Raw genomic sequence first — 14,610 nt, forward strand, 5'->3', positions numbered from 1 at the left:
AATCTCCTTTCATTCAGTAAAATACGGATATTGGGGCACATCAGCCAACAGTGATCGGGTATAGGCGTGCTGTGGATTGGCAATAACATCTTCCGTTCTGCCTTGTTCCACCACAATGCCTTCATGCAGCACAAGCAGACGATCGCACAGTGCAGTCACAACAGCAATATCATGAGATATAAATAAATAGCCAACTTGACGCTGCTTGCGCAAATCTCGGAGCAGCTCGATCACTTGAGCTTGAACCGAGACATCAAGCGCAGATAGGCATTCATCCAGAATGATAAGCTCGGGGCTTGCGACAAGCGCTCTAGCTATGCAAACCCGCTGACATTGTCCAGTGCTGAGTTCATGCGGATAACGGCTAAGATACTCTCCACTTAACCCAACGGCCTGAAGCAGCTCTCCAAGCTGCCGATCCACGTCCTCTTGCTGGATAGGCAGCCTATGAAACTGCAAGTAGGCTTCCTTTAGGCTCTTCTTCATCGTCCAAGCGGGATTCAAACTGTTCCGCGGATCTTGAAATACGATTTGAATCGATTTTCTGGAAGCTCGCCGAACGTTCTTATTCGCTAGAGAAGCGCCTTGCCACAGCATTTCCCCCGCATCCGGCCGTTCTAAATCCATCACACATCGAGCTAATGTGCTTTTCCCCGATCCTGACATCCCGATTAAACCAACACTTTCACCAGGTAAAATGGTAAAAGAAATCTGCTGCAGCACTTTTTTCTTCGCATACGTTTTTGAGATGCGATCAATGACCAGCATGAACAGCACCTCGGCTTTCTGCGATGCGTTTGTCCGTCTCCTCAGACCAAGCAGAGGAGGACGGCAGCTTCGGAATAGCAGCCAGCAATTGCTGGGTATACGCATGGGCAGGGTTCGTGAAAATCTGCTGAACGCCCCCGCTCTCCACAACTTGGCCGCCGCGCATGACACATAGCCGGTCTGCTACTTGAGCTACAAGGCGCAAGTCATGAGAAATAAAGATCAGTGCAGCCTTATGCTTCTTTCGCTGCTCCTGAAGCAGCTCCATGATTCTCGCTTGTGTACTCACATCAAGCGCGGTTGTGGGCTCATCAGCCACGATGATATCCGGCTGATGCATCATGGCCATGGCAATGACTACACGCTGACGCATCCCTCCACTTAACTCGTGCGGGTAGCAGGCATATGTTTCAGCGGATAAGCCCATTTGCTCCAGAAGCTGCAAGGCTCGCTCTTTGGCTGCCGCCCTCGTCCATGGGCTTCCGCTTGTAAGCAAACATTCGCGCAGCTGCTCCCCGATGCGCAAGACAGGATTCAAAGAATCCATCGGATCCTGTGTAATATAAGCGATTCGTCGACCGCGTACGCGGCGCCAATCTTTCCATGCATAAGCGGTCGTATCTTCGCCAAACAGATGAAGGGCCCCGTCTTGCTGATGAAACGGATGTCGCAGCAGGCCAAGCGCGGCAAGAGCCAGCGTACTTTTCCCCGACCCGCTCTCTCCAACAAGTCCCAGACATTCGCCTGGGTAAAGACGGAGGTTCACATTTTGGAGAATAGGTCTACTGGAACGATCTCCCTTCTCTCGAACCGAAATGCTAAGCTCTCGCACTTCAAGGATAGCTCCATCAGACTCCCCGACTTCCGGGACAGCGGACTTCTGCTCATGAGCGAATGTCTTCGGAAGCCGTGATCGACCAAACAGCAGCGGAACGCTTGGTTTTCGAGGTTCAAGCGCATCCTTCAGCGTATCTCCCAAATAGTTAGCTGCCAGAACGGTAAGAAGGATCGCCATCCCTGGCGCAAGGAACAACCAAGGCGCTTCTTCCAAATAGGCTCTGCCTTCATTCAGCATTGCCCCCCATTCAGGCTGCGGTGGCCTGATACCTAAGCCTAAGAACGACATAGAAGCAATACTGAGCATGATGCTGCCCATATCCAGCGTCACGAGGACAAGTATAGGACCTGCCAAGGCTCCGAGAATGTGTGTCCCGATAATTTTCCACGCTGGAATCCCCATAGCTCTTGCTGCCAGGACATAACCATCGCCCCTTATCGCTAGCACGTAGCTGCGAATCATACGAGCATAAGAAGGCCAAGATACAGCAGCCACAGCAATAAGCAGGCTTGGCAACCCTGCTCCAAGCAAAGTAGCAAGCGTTATGGCCAGCACCATTTGCGGAAAGGAAAAAAGCACATCCATGATACGGGTCATGACAGTGTCCACCCACCCGCCGAAATACCCGGCAGCAAGTCCAATCAACAGGCTCAAGGATATGACGATACCTACCGCGAGAACAGAGGCACCAATAGAATGCAGCCCTCCGTACATCAATCTTGTCCATACATCTCTCCCATAATTGTCTGTTCCAAGCCAGTGTTCACCGGATGGAGGGAGGAGCGATGTCGCATAATTCACTTTGAGTGGATCATGGACAGCAAACCAAGGAGCGCCCAGAGAGAAGACCACGATCCCCGCAAGGAGCGCAAGCAGTGCGAGCGCTAGCGGGTCTTTTCTCAGCGCAGCCACTAATCTTTGGCGAAAACGATTATCCACGCTGTCCCTCCTGCTCGACTCTGACCCGGGGATCCAACCAACGATAAGCCAAATCGACAAGTAGATTTAATGAAATATATACAACTGCCATGAAGAGCACGAAAGCTTGAATAACCGGATAATCGCGGCCAGTTATCGCATCAACGGCATATCGGCCTATCCCAGGCCAAGCATAAATCGTTTCGACGATGACAGAACCGCCAATTAATCCTCCAAGTACGACGCCAAATGAAGTCAAAACAGGCAAAAGCGCATTCGGAAGCGCATGCTTGCCTATCATTTGGAATCGCGAAAGACCTTTGGCTTCAGCCAGCAGCATATAGCGCTGAGAGAAAGCTTGCAGCATGCTAGTTCGCAATAAGCGAGCCGTAATGGACGAAAGTCCAATACCCAGTGTCAACGCCGGAAGAATGAGATGCTTGAAGTCCCCTCGCCCCATTGTCGGCAGCCAGCCGAATTTCACGGAGAAGGTATACATAAAGACAAGACCCAAGAAGAAGGACGGCACAGAAATACCGATCAAAGCAATAAAACGGCTTAGATGATCCAGTCCCTTGCGGTGAAACACGGCTCCTGCCATGCCGGAGGGCACTGAAATTAGGACCATAACCACAAGCGCAGCCACGGATAGTTCGAGCGTTGCCGGAAACCGGTTCATGAACTCATCCCAAATTGGCGTTTTGCTTCGAAAGGAGACACCCAGATTGCCTCCAGCAATCTGTACCAGCCAATGTCCGTACTGAATCCAGAAGGGCTGATCCAGCCCTAGGCTTTTGTTCAGTACACTCGCATCTTTTTCTAAATCAGAAAGATTCGCACCTGGATCAAACATGCTGAGCAGCATTGTCCGGGCTGGGTCCCCGGGAATAAATCGCACAAGCGCAAATACTAGCAGGGTTACGCCAAGAAGTACCGGAACCGTCAACGCCAATCGGATACAAAGATAACGAGCTAATTTCATTGAGCGATATACATGGCCGGTGTAATTCTTGTCTTGAGGTTGTCATCTACGCCCTGCACCTTTTTGTTGTAGGCAGCGCCCCAACGCGTACTATTGTACAAATAGACAATCGGAACGTCCTGCTGCACTTTGGTTTGAATTTGTTTGGCCAGCTCCGCTTGTTTCTTGCCATCAAACTCGGAAACTAATACATCCAGCAGTTTATCAACCTCAGGGTTTGTGTAACCGCCGTAGTTGGACGCAATTCCCGTATGGTAATAGGAGTTGAGCTGCCCTCCGATATCACCTGTCGCACTGCCGCAGGAACAATAGGTGGCAAGCTCAAAATTGCCGTCCAGCATCATTTGATTAGAAGCTGTCGTTTCTACAACATTTAGTTCAATGGAAATCCCCACTTCTTTGAGCTGCGATTGCAGAGCTACGGCTAAAGGCTGGAAGACGGAGTACGTCAGAAGCTTGTATTGCAGCTTTTGGCCCTCTTTTGCCCGAATACCGTCAGAACCGGCTTTCCAGCCTGCTTCATCCAGCAATTGGACGGATTTGGCTTTATCCATATCTGAACTTGTTTCAATGGCATAAGGAAGACCCGCCGGGAAGTGCCCGGTCGCTTTGGATGCGAACCCGCGGTTCACACCGTCAATAAGCTCCTTGCGATTCACAGCCAGATTGATCGCTTGACGCACCTTTGGATCTTGCAGGGAAGGTACTTTTTTAATATTCAACCATAGATTTGAGGTGCTGCCGACAGGGAAGTACGTTTGGAACTTGCTGTCCTTCTCATAGGAAACCCGTTGATCTACTTCCACATTCATATCGCCGTCCGCATCGCCATTCTTAAGCGCAAGCAAGCGGGCTTGACCATCTGTACCTAATCTGGACTCCAAACGCTGAAGCTTTGGCTTATCGCCCCAGTACCCCGGGAAAGCTTCTGCAATCAGCAATTCACCTGGCGTGAACTGAATAGGCTTCATAAATCCGGTTAAATCAGGCTCTTTATTGAATTTATCACCGATTAAATCCGCTTGAGCCGCGTTATGAATAGCAAAAGCCGCTAATTTAAAAATGAAGGAAGGATCTGGCTTTGGCGTTTGGATCTGCAAATGTGTGGCATCCTTCACAAGGAACTGCACGCCGCCGAGTTGGGAAGGACCACGCTTGTTCAGCTTCTGATGACGTTCCAGAGCAGCTTTCACAGCGGCCGCATCCATCACCGCCCCGCTCCAGAATTTAACGTTCGGCTGCAGTTCTACTTCCCACAATGTTGGTTCTATGTTTTTCCATGATTTGGCTAACCAAGGACGAATAGAGCCGTCATCATTCTGATAGACAAGCGGTTCGGCAATTCCATCCGACGTAATCCGCTGAGCATCAATATGTACAGGATCAAGGGATCGCGGCATATTGAGCGTTACATATTTGAGCACTTGCTCTTTGGCAGGCACTGCAGCCGTCGATGAGGTTGGTGGATTTGTCGATACATTCGACGTTCCAGTTGGTTTGGAACAGGCAGATAGAACGAAAATCACAATTAATATAAGGAATGAGGCAATCTTCCGATATTTACGTTTATTACTTTTAAGCATAGCCAAATGAACCTCCCGAGAATTATCTAGTTTTGTTTTAATCGTAATTATTACAATTAAACATTATTCCTAACTTTGCTGCTTTTGTCAATTAAAAAAGGCGCCTCCCCTCTTTGTAAAAAAAGGGAAAGACGCCTATCGATGGTATGCGAATAGCTCATCTAACACCTCCCTATCTCCCGTAGGTACCTAACTGTGCTGTAGAAATAGGCAGGTCTCCTGGCTTCAGTATCCTCATCAAACGTCAACCTTCCCAATCGAATTCGATCAGTGGCATTCAGACATTGACTCCTCTGTTACAGTGGCGGGACCGCGTCGGCTTTGAACCGATCTTCCCTTTTAAGCTTATCCCTGCACTTGCACATGCAAGAAGTAAGCACCTATTCCCGTTATGAATTTGTCGGAGCTCGTCCGAGCTCAACAACCATCTTAACCCAATGTCCACATTCATACAAGGAAAAAAGCCCCAACCAGGAGGCTGAGGCGAGCTTCATGTATTTAATTGTGCAAGCGTATGCCTTAAACGGAAGGCCGATTGGGTTGATGATTCCCAGGTTCGGTTGAGGTTAAATTGGACTGAACTTGAGCAGCTTGCTTGGAGTTGTCGATCGCACTTTGATTTTTCTCTGTCATATTTTTTTTCTTGCTCATGGCTGCTGAATCCTCCTGTAAGTGAAATGATTACCCTACTAGTATGAGGAATGGCTTGCCTAAATATGCGGCACGAAAGAAATCCCGCGATCAGCGGACAAACAAGCCTGGCATTGTCATTCAATGTACAGTCAGGATCTACATATTTACTACCTGCGTTCTCTTATATAGAACTGGTATTGCCGCTGCTATAAGGATCATACCCAGAAAAGCAGGTGCGGCATGACCAAGTGATACATAGATTTGACCTCCAATAATAGGCCCGATCATTCTTGCTAAAGCCTGAATCGATTGGCTTCCTCCTTGAATCCTTCCTTGTTCACTGGAATCTACTGACTTGGAGAGCATGCCATTGAATGAAGGCCCAAAGATCGAATCACCAAAACCAAATATAAACATTCCAGCTATTAAAAGTGGATAGAAGGAGAACAATGAAGATAACGCAATAAGACTGTAGCCTATAATCTCCGAAACCATTCCAAGTATGGCTATCTGTTTATCACTTCGTTTTTTCAAAAGCTTTGGCATGATGAAACCTTGTGAAAGGATGTCTTGGACGCCCATTATTGAAAACATAAGTCCGATTAGTGCAGGCTTCCAACTGAAAGTATCCATTGTAAATTGTGAAAAAACGGCCTGTAAAGATCCATTGGGTATCCAAAGCAAAAACGCTGAGACAAGCAGCCTATTTAAGTTTTTCATGGAAAGCAGGTTTGCAAGCTGTGTAAATGGATTCAGTCTTACAAAGGTAATATCTTTCAGCCTATTACTCTTGGCAAGGCTCTCAGGCATAAAAAAGTATCCATAAACAACATTCAATAAAGTGATCACTGCTCCGAAATACATAGGTACAGAATAGCCAAACTTAGCAAGTAATCCGCCTAGCGTTGGGCCAATGACGGTGCCTACACCTACAACCGCGCTCACCCATCCAAAGTATTTGGTTCTCTGCTGCGGAGGAATGATGTCTGCAAAATAGGCGAAAATAGTGCCTATGCTCCCGCCGGTTATCCCCTCTATTATGCGCCCCGCGAATAGTACCCATAGAGCTCCTCCTATGCCAAAAACAAAGTATCCGATGGCCGAACCCAAAAGACATACTAAAAGCAGTGGACGACGGCCATATTTGTCGCTCAAAGCTCCAAGTACCGGAGCCGCAAAAAACACGCAGAATGCATAAACAGAGGTCAGCAGCGTAACAACTATAGCTTGTTCTCCAGGACTGCTTGTATAAGGCTGCACTAAGTATGGGACGACAGGGGTTATGATACTGAAGCCTATTCCGCAAAGAAACACAGAGATAAGACCGAATAGCAAAGCGTGTTTATTTACGGTTTGTTCTGTGTCCTGTTCATTATGTGATCTAGATTTAAATATGGACATTGAAATTCTCTCCTCAAAAGTTGTGATTTCGATTCCATGGAAACAAATTTATCGTATCGCAACTTTGTTTCCTTGTCAACAAAATAACAACAATAAAAATGCAGCCTGTTCTCAATAGAGCCCGGCTGCTTGTGGTTTCATCTTCACTATTCAAATTTATTCCGACTTCATATGTATACCCTGTTTCTTTATTTCTGCATCCAAATGCCTATTATACTGATCCACGAAGCTAAGCATACTGTCAAATTGCCCCTCGGTTACTTGCTCAAATACGGCTTTATCCCGCTCTTGAAACTCTTTGTGCAGGTCCTCGTGGATTTTATAAATGACTTTCCCTTGTTCCGTAAGCCTAAAATAGATTTCCTTCTTGTTATCCGATTTCTGGTAGTTTTCGATAAGACCTTTTTTTATGAGCTTCTTCGTTAATTTACTTATGGCACCGCGAGTCATATAAAAGGACTCCGCAAGTTTTGTCACGTTGGAATCTACATTTTTTTCAATGTATTCGATGCAATGCACTTCAGAAGGCTTATACCCCTTAAGACTGTCTTCCATCTTATCCTTATTAAGCCAAACCAGCTTATTATACAATTCCCTGAACCCTATCATGACCTGATCTTCTTTGTTCATGGCTGTCCTCCCACCCGTTGACCTACCTCTACCTTACCAAAAACCAAAACAGAGTGGTAGTCCCGCTCCCAGCCCGGAAATTTATAAATTATATAAAGGCAAGCAAAAACCTGTAGGCAATTTCCCTACAGGCTCTTGTTTGGTGCCACTCGACCTTAGTGTTTCTTGTGCGGCAAATTACTACCGGGCTGATTATCACCTTGTGTCCTGAAGTTCTTCTCGGCTTTCCTCTGCTTGTCATGCAGCTTGCTAATGAAATGGCTATCCATGAGCACTCGCCTCCTGAAGAAAGAATGGCACTACCTTTATAGAATGTCACACAAGCTCTAAATTTAAACGCATAGCCAAATTAAGAATTGCGCCTCTTGCTTCCGCATCCGTTTTCACTCGTTCGTACAATTCCTCGAAATTGATGCGGTTCTGCATAAACTCAGGTTCGGTTCTGATCGCTGTTTGCGTCCAATTAATCAAAACGTTCTCAGCTTGCGTAAGCTCATTGTAAGCGCGATGCAAGCCAACACGCTCAACGATCTCTTCCATCTCTTCTTGCCCTACTTCTTTACCGGCTTCTCTCAACTCTGTAATTCGTTTATCTGCTTGATTGCTAATTTGCAGAAAATGTTCTCTGGACGCCAAGTAGTCGATTTGTGCTTTGGAATGTTTCTTTTTCATCGTCATCACCTTCATCATTTAAAATGTAAGAATTGGCTATATTGTAACAGTCCTGTTAACAAAACACAAAAATCAAACTGCAGCAGCCTTCCCTCCGCCTCAGGACAGACATTATATATCCCTAATTTGCATACCTTTTATCATCATGCTCTCTTCATAAAGAAAGGAAGGAACGTCTATGTGCGGAATAACGGGTTGGATAGATTGGCGGAAAGACTTGACCGGGTACCCGTCCATTCTAGAAAATATGACGGAAACGCTCCATTTGCGTGGACCCGATGCCTCAGGCACCTGGATCTCACAGCATTGCGCTCTCGGCCATCGCCGTTTGAGCGTCATGGATCCGGAAAACGGTGCTCAGCCGATGGTTCGGAAACAAGGAGACTACACCTATACGATCGTATATAATGGTGAGCTTTATAACGCTCCTGAACTGAAAAAGGAGCTCGAGCTCCGAGGCCATCAATTCCGCACGACCTGCGATACAGAGGTGCTGCTGGTTGCCTTTATGGAATGGGGGCGAGCTTGTGTCGACCGTCTGAATGGCATTTTCGCTTTCGCGGCTTGGAATGATCAGGAACAGTCTTTGTATTTGGTCCGAGACCGGCTTGGCGTAAAACCGCTCTTTTATTCTCATCAGAACGGAGTACTTTTATTCGGTTCAGAGCCGAAATCTATTCTCGCGCATCCCGATTTCAAAGCGGAGATCGGTGCGGAGGGATTGGCGGAAATCTTCGCTGTTGGCCCTGCACGCACGCCAGGCCACGGTGTTTACCGCAACATGTCAGAGCTCAAGCCTGGCCAATGCGCAGTTTTTGACCGCAACGGCTTGTCAATCCGAACCTATTGGAAGCTGGAAAGCAAGCCGCACCCAGATGATATCGCCGCTACCGCTTCGCAAGTACAGCAGTTGCTGAGTGATACGTCACAGCGTCAGCTCGCCTCCGATGTGCCGATCTGTACCTTGCTTTCGGGCGGACTCGATTCCAGCGCGCTCACCTCGCTGGCAGCAGAACACTATAAGGAAAGCGGGCAAGGCCCTCTGCATACCTTTTCTGTCGATTACAAAGATAACGACAAACATTTTAAGGCAAACATCTTCCAACCGAACTCCGATGCGCCTTGGATCAAAAGAATGACAGAGTACCTTGGCACTGAGCACCACTATATCGAGTTCGACACGCCGGAACTTGTGGAATCATTGAAAACAGCCGTCTTCGCCCGCGATACCCCGGGGATGGCTGACGTCGATGGCTCTCTTTATTTGTTTTGCCGAGAAATTAAAAAGCACGCTACGGTAGCCATCTCCGGCGAAGCCGCCGATGAAATTTTCGGAGGATATCCTTGGTTTCATAATGAAGAAGCATTGTCTGCCAACACGTTCCCATGGTCGCTTAAGCTGAATAACCGCGTAGACTTGCTGGCCCCGGATCTCGTCGATTGGATCAAACCCGTCGAATATGTCAGCAACCGATATCAACAGGCATTGAGCGAAGTGCCTCGCTTAGCCGGGGAAACCCAGCAGGAAAACCGGATGAGGGAAATGTCCTATCTGAACATTACACGCTTCATGCCAACCCTTCTGGATCGCAAGGATCGCATGAGTATGGCCGTTGGTTTGGAAGTTCGCGTTCCCTTCTGTGACCATCGACTTGTTGAATATGTGTGGAATATCCCTTGGGAAATCAAAACGTCCGGCGACCGGGAGAAAGGCATCCTCCGCAAGGCACTCAAAGGTGTTCTGCCGGATGACGTGCTGACTCGCAAAAAGAGCCCTTACCCGAAGACGCATAATCCGAATTATTTGGCAGCTGTGCGGAAGTGGGTTCTGGAAATTCTTGACGACTCCAGCTCCCCTCTGCTGCCGTTCATTGATGTGAAGAAAATCCGGGCGCTTGCCAGCTCAGACAACAATGATTTCGATCTGCCTTGGTTTGGACAGTTAATGACAGGACCGCAGTTATTCGCCTATTTGGCTCAAGTAGATACCTGGCTGCGCACCTATAAAATTTCCATTCGTTAATGGAAATAAAGACCTGCTCCATTGCTCAATGGATGCAGGTCTTTTGTTGTATTTAGTCCGTTTGGTTAGGCAGCCGATCCAAAAATAGCCGCAGTGCTTTAGCCCGATGACTGATGGCATTTTTCTCTTCCATCGTCAGTTCCGCCATCGTTCTTCCCATCTCCGGAATATAGAATAACGGGTCATAACCAAAGCCGCTTTCACCTCGTTCTTCCCCGATAATGAAGCCGCGGCAAGCATCTTCCGCTTCGATAATCTCATTGGCCACGGGGTCAATTAAAGCGAGCGCACAGACGAAGGAAGCCTCGCTAAGCAGTGGTGGATGCCCTGCCCCTAATGGGGAAGCCAGTTCATCAGATGGCGCAATTTCACTCAATGCCTGGAGAAGCTTCGCATTATTGTCCTCATCCGTTGCATCCTCGCCTGCATATCTGGCCGAATAGACACCTGGGTCCCCGCCCAGCGCCTTGACGCATAAGCCGGAATCATCCGCCAGAACGGGCACATGCAGATGCGCCGAAATAATTTGCGCTTTAATGCGTGCATTCTCCGCAAACGTTTTCCCGCTCTCAACGATTTCAGGAAGCTCCGTATAGTCCGCTAAGCTGCGAACCTTATAGCCCTTTGCCCCAAACAGCTTGGCAAATTCCTTGACTTTCCCTTCGTTGCGCGTAGCAATTACGACAATGTTACTTTGTAGCCGCATGTTGTACACCTCGAATACGATCAGCGATCGGTCCTAGTACCTTGCTTTGCTCTTCAATCATGGTGCGAATGCCTGTCTCAGCTAAAGCCAGCAGCTCATCCAATTCCTTGCGGGAAAATGGCGCATCCTCGCCTGTCCCTTGAATTTCAACGAATTGACCATTGCCGGTCATCACGACATTCATATCTACCTTCGCTTGTGAATCCTCTTCATAATTCAGATCCAGACGCGGTGTTTCGCCAATTACGCCTACGCTGACAGATGCGAGGAAATCGTTAATAGGAAACTTCGCCAGATTTTTATCGGTAGCTAGTTTATTGATAGCAAAAGCCATAGCAACAAAAGCGCCCGTAATCGACGTTGTACGCGTACCGCCGTCCGCTTGAATCACATCACAATCCAGTGTAATGGATCTCTCGCCGAGAGCCTCCAGATTCACAACGGAACGCAAGGCGCGCCCTATTAAACGTTGAATCTCCATCGTACGGCCTCCAAGCTTGCCTTTGGCCGCTTCACGTTGGTTGCGAACTTGCGTTGCCCGCGGAAGCATCGAATATTCAGCCGTTACCCAACCTTTGCCTTGCCCTTTCATGAAAGGGGGAACGCGTTCTTCCACTGTTGCTGTACAAATGACTTTGGTATCCCCGACCTCAATAAGCACCGAGCCTTCTGCGTGTTTTATATAATGAGGGGTGATTTTCATAGTTCGCAGGTCTTGATTCGTTCTTCCGCCAATTCTCATAACTGTTGTTCTCCTCCTGTTGCTTCCATCAGAAGCTTTGTACCTTACGCCCCATTGTAACAAAGTAGCCGAGGAAAAGCATCCTCAGACCGAACAATGATAAACCAAAGATTATTTAAAAAAAGTAAAAAGCCCTATGCAAGCCCTTGTCAATGACAAGGGTGCAGGCATAGGGCCTTCATAAGGCTGGGCTGCTTACAGCTTCGCTGGATTAATATGTGCAGGTCTTGCTACGGGTTTGCTGTAATTTTGATTGTCCGTCGATGTGATCTTCACAGCGCCGTCCACTTTAATTTGCACTTGCTTATACCCTGTGTTCTCCGTTAAAGATAAGATGACAGACTGCAGCGCATCTGCAGATGCCTTCTGATCAGTGCCTAGAAGCTTATTGGAGAAATCAACGGTGATCAAGCCATCCGCCGTCGGTTTAATGCTCTTTACTTCCGTTGTCGTGTTCAGAACCGCAGCCAACCCTTTCTTCTGATCCGGTCCTTTGATCAATTGATCAACAACCGCTTTGGCTACATCATCCGTTCTCTTAACAAGCCTTGTTACTGGGACATAATATTTGTAATTTTGATCATTTTGATTTAAGAAATAAAGGGTTACCGGCGTAGATTGTCCGAATTCGGCATCCTCCGCCTTCTCAATGTTGATCCCCATTGAACGGGCGAGCGGCATATCCAGCGGCGTTTTTCCTTGCGGCATCTCTTTCAGATCTTTCCCCTCTACTCGCAGTTGAACCTTCTCCACGCTTGCGAAATTGGTGAGGTTCCAAGTTATGGCCTCCAAAATCTTTCTTTCATCCTGCTTGTCGTAACTCAGGAACTCCTTAGAGAAATCAACGATCGCACGCTTATCGGATGTGATATTCAAGCTGACAATCTTCGTTCCTTTAGGCAGCAGCGCTTGGAAACCGGATGGCAGCAGGCTGGCAACTGGGCCTCCATCGACCATGTACTCGAGCGTCGTCTTGGCGACAGACACTGATTTGGGCAATCCGAGACTTAGCGGCGCAACGAAGCCTTTGGCGTCCTTGACATAAACCGTCATCTGCGAGGAGTTTTCATCGATCATATCAATCGTAACTGCGGCTGATGTCGTCTTAGCATCCACTTCTGCACCCGTGGTCGGAGGCGCATCGATGTCACTTTTCTTCCCAGTCCCCAGAACCGAACATCCTGTGGTCAGCAAAACTACCACCCCCGCGATGGCGGCTGAACGAATCCAATGTTGATGTTTCATTTGCTTATTTCCTCCTTCGAGTTTTCGCAGAAGCTTTCTTCGGAAGCATCTGCCCTTTTATTTTCCTTTTGCATGGCCTGTACATTGCTTTTTCGTATTATTATGTATACGGGGCTTTGTCCGATTTATAACTACTTTTTGTCCACATCTTGAAAAAAGCACCCATGATCGACCGAATTCAAACCTTGCATAAACGCGCATTTTTCCCATTCAATTCTGATATGCTATACTGGTATCAAAGTTTGGACCTAACTGGAGGCGCAGCGATGAGAACTTTCCTCAAAGATAAAACGCTCATTTTCAACGAATTCCGTGATGAAGTTTTCAGTCACTATCCTCAAGCTGTCATTGAAGAAGCCGTGGCTCGCTTGCTCGTCGAAATTAAAGGCATCAAGAAAATACCTTACGATACGATTACAACAACACTGCTTGGCGTTTTGAGCAAAACAGAAACCTACAACGTCATGTCCACATTGATGGAATTGCAAAAGAAAGTGAAGCACGATTCCGAGCTGCTGGCCAGCATGAAAGACCCGGCTTACAACGTCCATCGCACGATTGCCATGTCGATCTGCGGTTTATATGGAAGCGGAGCAATTTCCCTATTCGGCTTTATGGATTGTAAATTCCGTTTCTTTTTTCCAACCAAACGTCCAAAATCGTTCATTTCCAAAGGGATATGCGCCATCGTCGCCTCGACGGCAAGCGTTATCATTTCGGAAAATGTAAAAGAGGATTATACCGCGCGCAATCTCGCCCTGTTAGCGGCAAGAGGTGTCGTCCTCGATGATATGGTAGAGATACTCGATACCCTGCAGCGTCCCTACAATCCCGATATGGAACGCAGCCTCTGCGAAGAGCATGTGCTTGCCGTGCTGCGCAAGCAGCAAACCTTCCACGCGCTTCAGCTCGCGATCAAAATCGATACAGCGGTCGAAGCCGGTGAATTCAATCCGCAATATAATCATATTGTCGGACAGGACGAGGGACTTTTCGGCGTAGACGAAAGTATCGCGACAGCCGTGCCACTGATGTACGGCACCATCGCGCTTACCAACTTCGGCTATCTGGACAAAGAAAAAATCGGAATCATCAAAGAGCTCGACAGCGATCATTCCGAAGGAAAATGCAACACGTTTATTGATGATATGGTGTGCGGCATTGTCGCCGCCGCTTGCGGCCGACTGGCGCATAATAATATTCCTACTTACAGCAAGCCTTTGAAGTGATATGTGAAGAGCGCTTGTCTTGCTTAGCGGAACTATGATCTCTTATTTTGCCGAAAACCCGCCATTTTGCATTGAAACGGAACTAGGATACGCTAATTGTCGTCTATCCGGCAAAAGTGGCGTTTTTCTTCGAAATAGCGGACTGTAGTTCCCATTGCGAGAGGAAATCGTCTGAATTCTGCTAAATAGGGGATTGCAGTTCCTTTTCAAGAAATCAAAAAAGCCTCCAACCAACAACGA

Annotated in this window: 14 protein-coding genes and 1 riboswitch; of the genes, 2 read left to right on the forward strand and 12 right to left on the reverse strand. The window is 47.7% G+C overall.

Annotated features, from left to right (window positions below; genetic code table 11):
* Nucleotides 1-9: 9 nt before the first annotated feature.
* The 9 genes from BC351_RS33310 to BC351_RS33345 all read right to left on the reverse strand — a co-directional run bounded on the left by BC351_RS33310 (nt 10) and on the right by BC351_RS33345 (nt 8,425).
* Nucleotides 10-768 (reverse strand): ABC transporter ATP-binding protein, encoded by a 759-nt coding sequence (locus BC351_RS33310; RefSeq protein WP_158082314.1) that lies wholly within the window; start codon nt 766-768, stop codon nt 10-12.
* Nucleotides 755-2,545, reverse strand: a complete 1,791-nt coding sequence (locus BC351_RS33315; RefSeq protein WP_079419162.1) for a dipeptide/oligopeptide/nickel ABC transporter permease/ATP-binding protein — start codon at nt 2,543-2,545, stop codon at nt 755-757. The genes BC351_RS33310 and BC351_RS33315 overlap by 14 nt, the downstream gene beginning before the upstream one ends.
* Nucleotides 2,538-3,506 (reverse strand): nickel ABC transporter permease, encoded by a 969-nt coding sequence (gene nikB, locus BC351_RS33320; RefSeq protein ID WP_079419164.1) that lies wholly within the window; start codon nt 3,504-3,506, stop codon nt 2,538-2,540. The genes BC351_RS33315 and nikB overlap by 8 nt, the downstream gene beginning before the upstream one ends.
* Nucleotides 3,503-5,089: an ABC transporter substrate-binding protein gene (locus BC351_RS33325; protein WP_079419166.1), complete on the reverse strand. Its 1,587-nt coding sequence runs from the start codon at nt 5,087-5,089 to the stop codon at nt 3,503-3,505. The genes nikB and BC351_RS33325 overlap by 4 nt, the downstream gene beginning before the upstream one ends.
* Before the next feature lie 192 nt (nt 5,090-5,281).
* Nucleotides 5,282-5,488, reverse strand: a riboswitch (cobalamin riboswitch).
* Nucleotides 5,489-5,608: 120 nt separating this feature from the next.
* On the reverse strand, nt 5,609-5,740 hold the full coding sequence (locus BC351_RS44020; RefSeq protein WP_279628385.1) for a hypothetical protein: 132 nt from the start codon (nt 5,738-5,740) through the stop codon (nt 5,609-5,611).
* A gap of 138 nt (nt 5,741-5,878) precedes the next feature.
* The gene (locus tag BC351_RS33330; protein WP_425270956.1) at nt 5,879-7,123 is read right to left on the reverse strand and encodes an MFS transporter; all 1,245 of its coding nucleotides are present in this window, start codon (nt 7,121-7,123) and stop codon (nt 5,879-5,881) included.
* A gap of 156 nt (nt 7,124-7,279) precedes the next feature.
* Entirely contained in the window at nt 7,280-7,753 is a 474-nt protein-coding gene (locus tag BC351_RS33335) for a MarR family transcriptional regulator (RefSeq protein ID WP_079419168.1), read from the reverse strand.
* A 155-nt stretch (nt 7,754-7,908) separates the two neighbouring features.
* Complete coding sequence (locus tag BC351_RS33340; RefSeq protein ID WP_079419170.1) at nt 7,909-8,022, reverse strand: DUF4023 family protein; 114 nt, start codon at nt 8,020-8,022, stop codon at nt 7,909-7,911.
* 46 nt (nt 8,023-8,068) lie between these two features.
* The gene (locus BC351_RS33345; RefSeq protein ID WP_079419172.1) at nt 8,069-8,425 is read right to left on the reverse strand and encodes a hypothetical protein; all 357 of its coding nucleotides are present in this window, start codon (nt 8,423-8,425) and stop codon (nt 8,069-8,071) included.
* Between the two features lie 178 nt (nt 8,426-8,603).
* On the opposite strand from BC351_RS33345, the gene asnB reads away from it, so the two are divergent.
* Complete coding sequence (gene asnB / locus BC351_RS33350; RefSeq protein ID WP_079419174.1) at nt 8,604-10,448, forward strand: asparagine synthase (glutamine-hydrolyzing); 1,845 nt, start codon at nt 8,604-8,606, stop codon at nt 10,446-10,448.
* Nucleotides 10,449-10,500: 52 nt separating this feature from the next.
* Here the strand turns inward: asnB and BC351_RS33355 are convergent, their stop codons facing one another.
* From BC351_RS33355 to BC351_RS33365, 3 genes are all read right to left on the reverse strand, one after another.
* Complete coding sequence (locus BC351_RS33355) at nt 10,501-11,154, reverse strand: XTP/dITP diphosphatase (protein ID WP_079419176.1); 654 nt, start codon at nt 11,152-11,154, stop codon at nt 10,501-10,503.
* Nucleotides 11,138-11,896: a ribonuclease PH gene (rph, locus tag BC351_RS33360; RefSeq protein WP_079419178.1), complete on the reverse strand. Its 759-nt coding sequence runs from the start codon at nt 11,894-11,896 to the stop codon at nt 11,138-11,140. The genes BC351_RS33355 and rph overlap by 17 nt, the downstream gene beginning before the upstream one ends.
* A 195-nt stretch (nt 11,897-12,091) precedes the next feature.
* Nucleotides 12,092-13,141 (reverse strand): GerMN domain-containing protein, encoded by a 1,050-nt coding sequence (locus BC351_RS33365; RefSeq protein ID WP_079419180.1) that lies wholly within the window; start codon nt 13,139-13,141, stop codon nt 12,092-12,094.
* A gap of 266 nt (nt 13,142-13,407) precedes the next feature.
* On the opposite strand from BC351_RS33365, the gene BC351_RS33370 reads away from it, so the two are divergent.
* On the forward strand, nt 13,408-14,370 hold the full coding sequence (locus BC351_RS33370) for a phosphatidylglycerophosphatase A family protein (protein WP_158082315.1): 963 nt from the start codon (nt 13,408-13,410) through the stop codon (nt 14,368-14,370).
* Nucleotides 14,371-14,610: the final 240 nt, after the last annotated feature.

It is taken from the genome of Paenibacillus ferrarius (assembly GCF_002027705.1).
Classification (GTDB): domain Bacteria; phylum Bacillota; class Bacilli; order Paenibacillales; family NBRC-103111; genus Paenibacillus_E; species Paenibacillus_E ferrarius.

What these genes read in the sequence shown, in the direction of transcription:
- BC351_RS33325 (WP_079419166.1), bottom strand. Translation starts at nt 5,089, where the DNA reads ATGCTTAAAAGTAATAAACGTAAATATCGGAAGATTGCCTCATTCCTT.
- BC351_RS33345 (WP_079419172.1), bottom strand. Translation starts at nt 8,425, where the DNA reads ATGAAAAAGAAACATTCCAAAGCACAAATCGACTACTTGGCGTCCAGA.
- BC351_RS33340 (WP_079419170.1), bottom strand. Translation starts at nt 8,022, where the DNA reads ATGGATAGCCATTTCATTAGCAAGCTGCATGACAAGCAGAGGAAAGCC.
- BC351_RS33330 (WP_425270956.1), bottom strand. Translation starts at nt 7,123, where the DNA reads ATGTCCATATTTAAATCTAGATCACATAATGAACAGGACACAGAACAA.
- BC351_RS33365 (WP_079419180.1), bottom strand. Translation starts at nt 13,141, where the DNA reads ATGAAACATCAACATTGGATTCGTTCAGCCGCCATCGCGGGGGTGGTA.
- rph (WP_079419178.1), bottom strand. Translation starts at nt 11,896, where the DNA reads ATGAGAATTGGCGGAAGAACGAATCAAGACCTGCGAACTATGAAAATC.
- BC351_RS33310 (WP_158082314.1), bottom strand. Translation starts at nt 768, where the DNA reads ATGCTGGTCATTGATCGCATCTCAAAAACGTATGCGAAGAAAAAAGTG.
- BC351_RS33355 (WP_079419176.1), bottom strand. Translation starts at nt 11,154, where the DNA reads ATGCGGCTACAAAGTAACATTGTCGTAATTGCTACGCGCAACGAAGGG.
- nikB (WP_079419164.1), bottom strand. Translation starts at nt 3,506, where the DNA reads ATGAAATTAGCTCGTTATCTTTGTATCCGATTGGCGTTGACGGTTCCG.
- BC351_RS44020 (WP_279628385.1), bottom strand. Translation starts at nt 5,740, where the DNA reads ATGAGCAAGAAAAAAAATATGACAGAGAAAAATCAAAGTGCGATCGAC.
- BC351_RS33335 (WP_079419168.1), bottom strand. Translation starts at nt 7,753, where the DNA reads ATGAACAAAGAAGATCAGGTCATGATAGGGTTCAGGGAATTGTATAAT.
- asnB (WP_079419174.1), top strand. Translation starts at nt 8,604, where the DNA reads ATGTGCGGAATAACGGGTTGGATAGATTGGCGGAAAGACTTGACCGGG.
- BC351_RS33370 (WP_158082315.1), top strand. Translation starts at nt 13,408, where the DNA reads ATGAGAACTTTCCTCAAAGATAAAACGCTCATTTTCAACGAATTCCGT.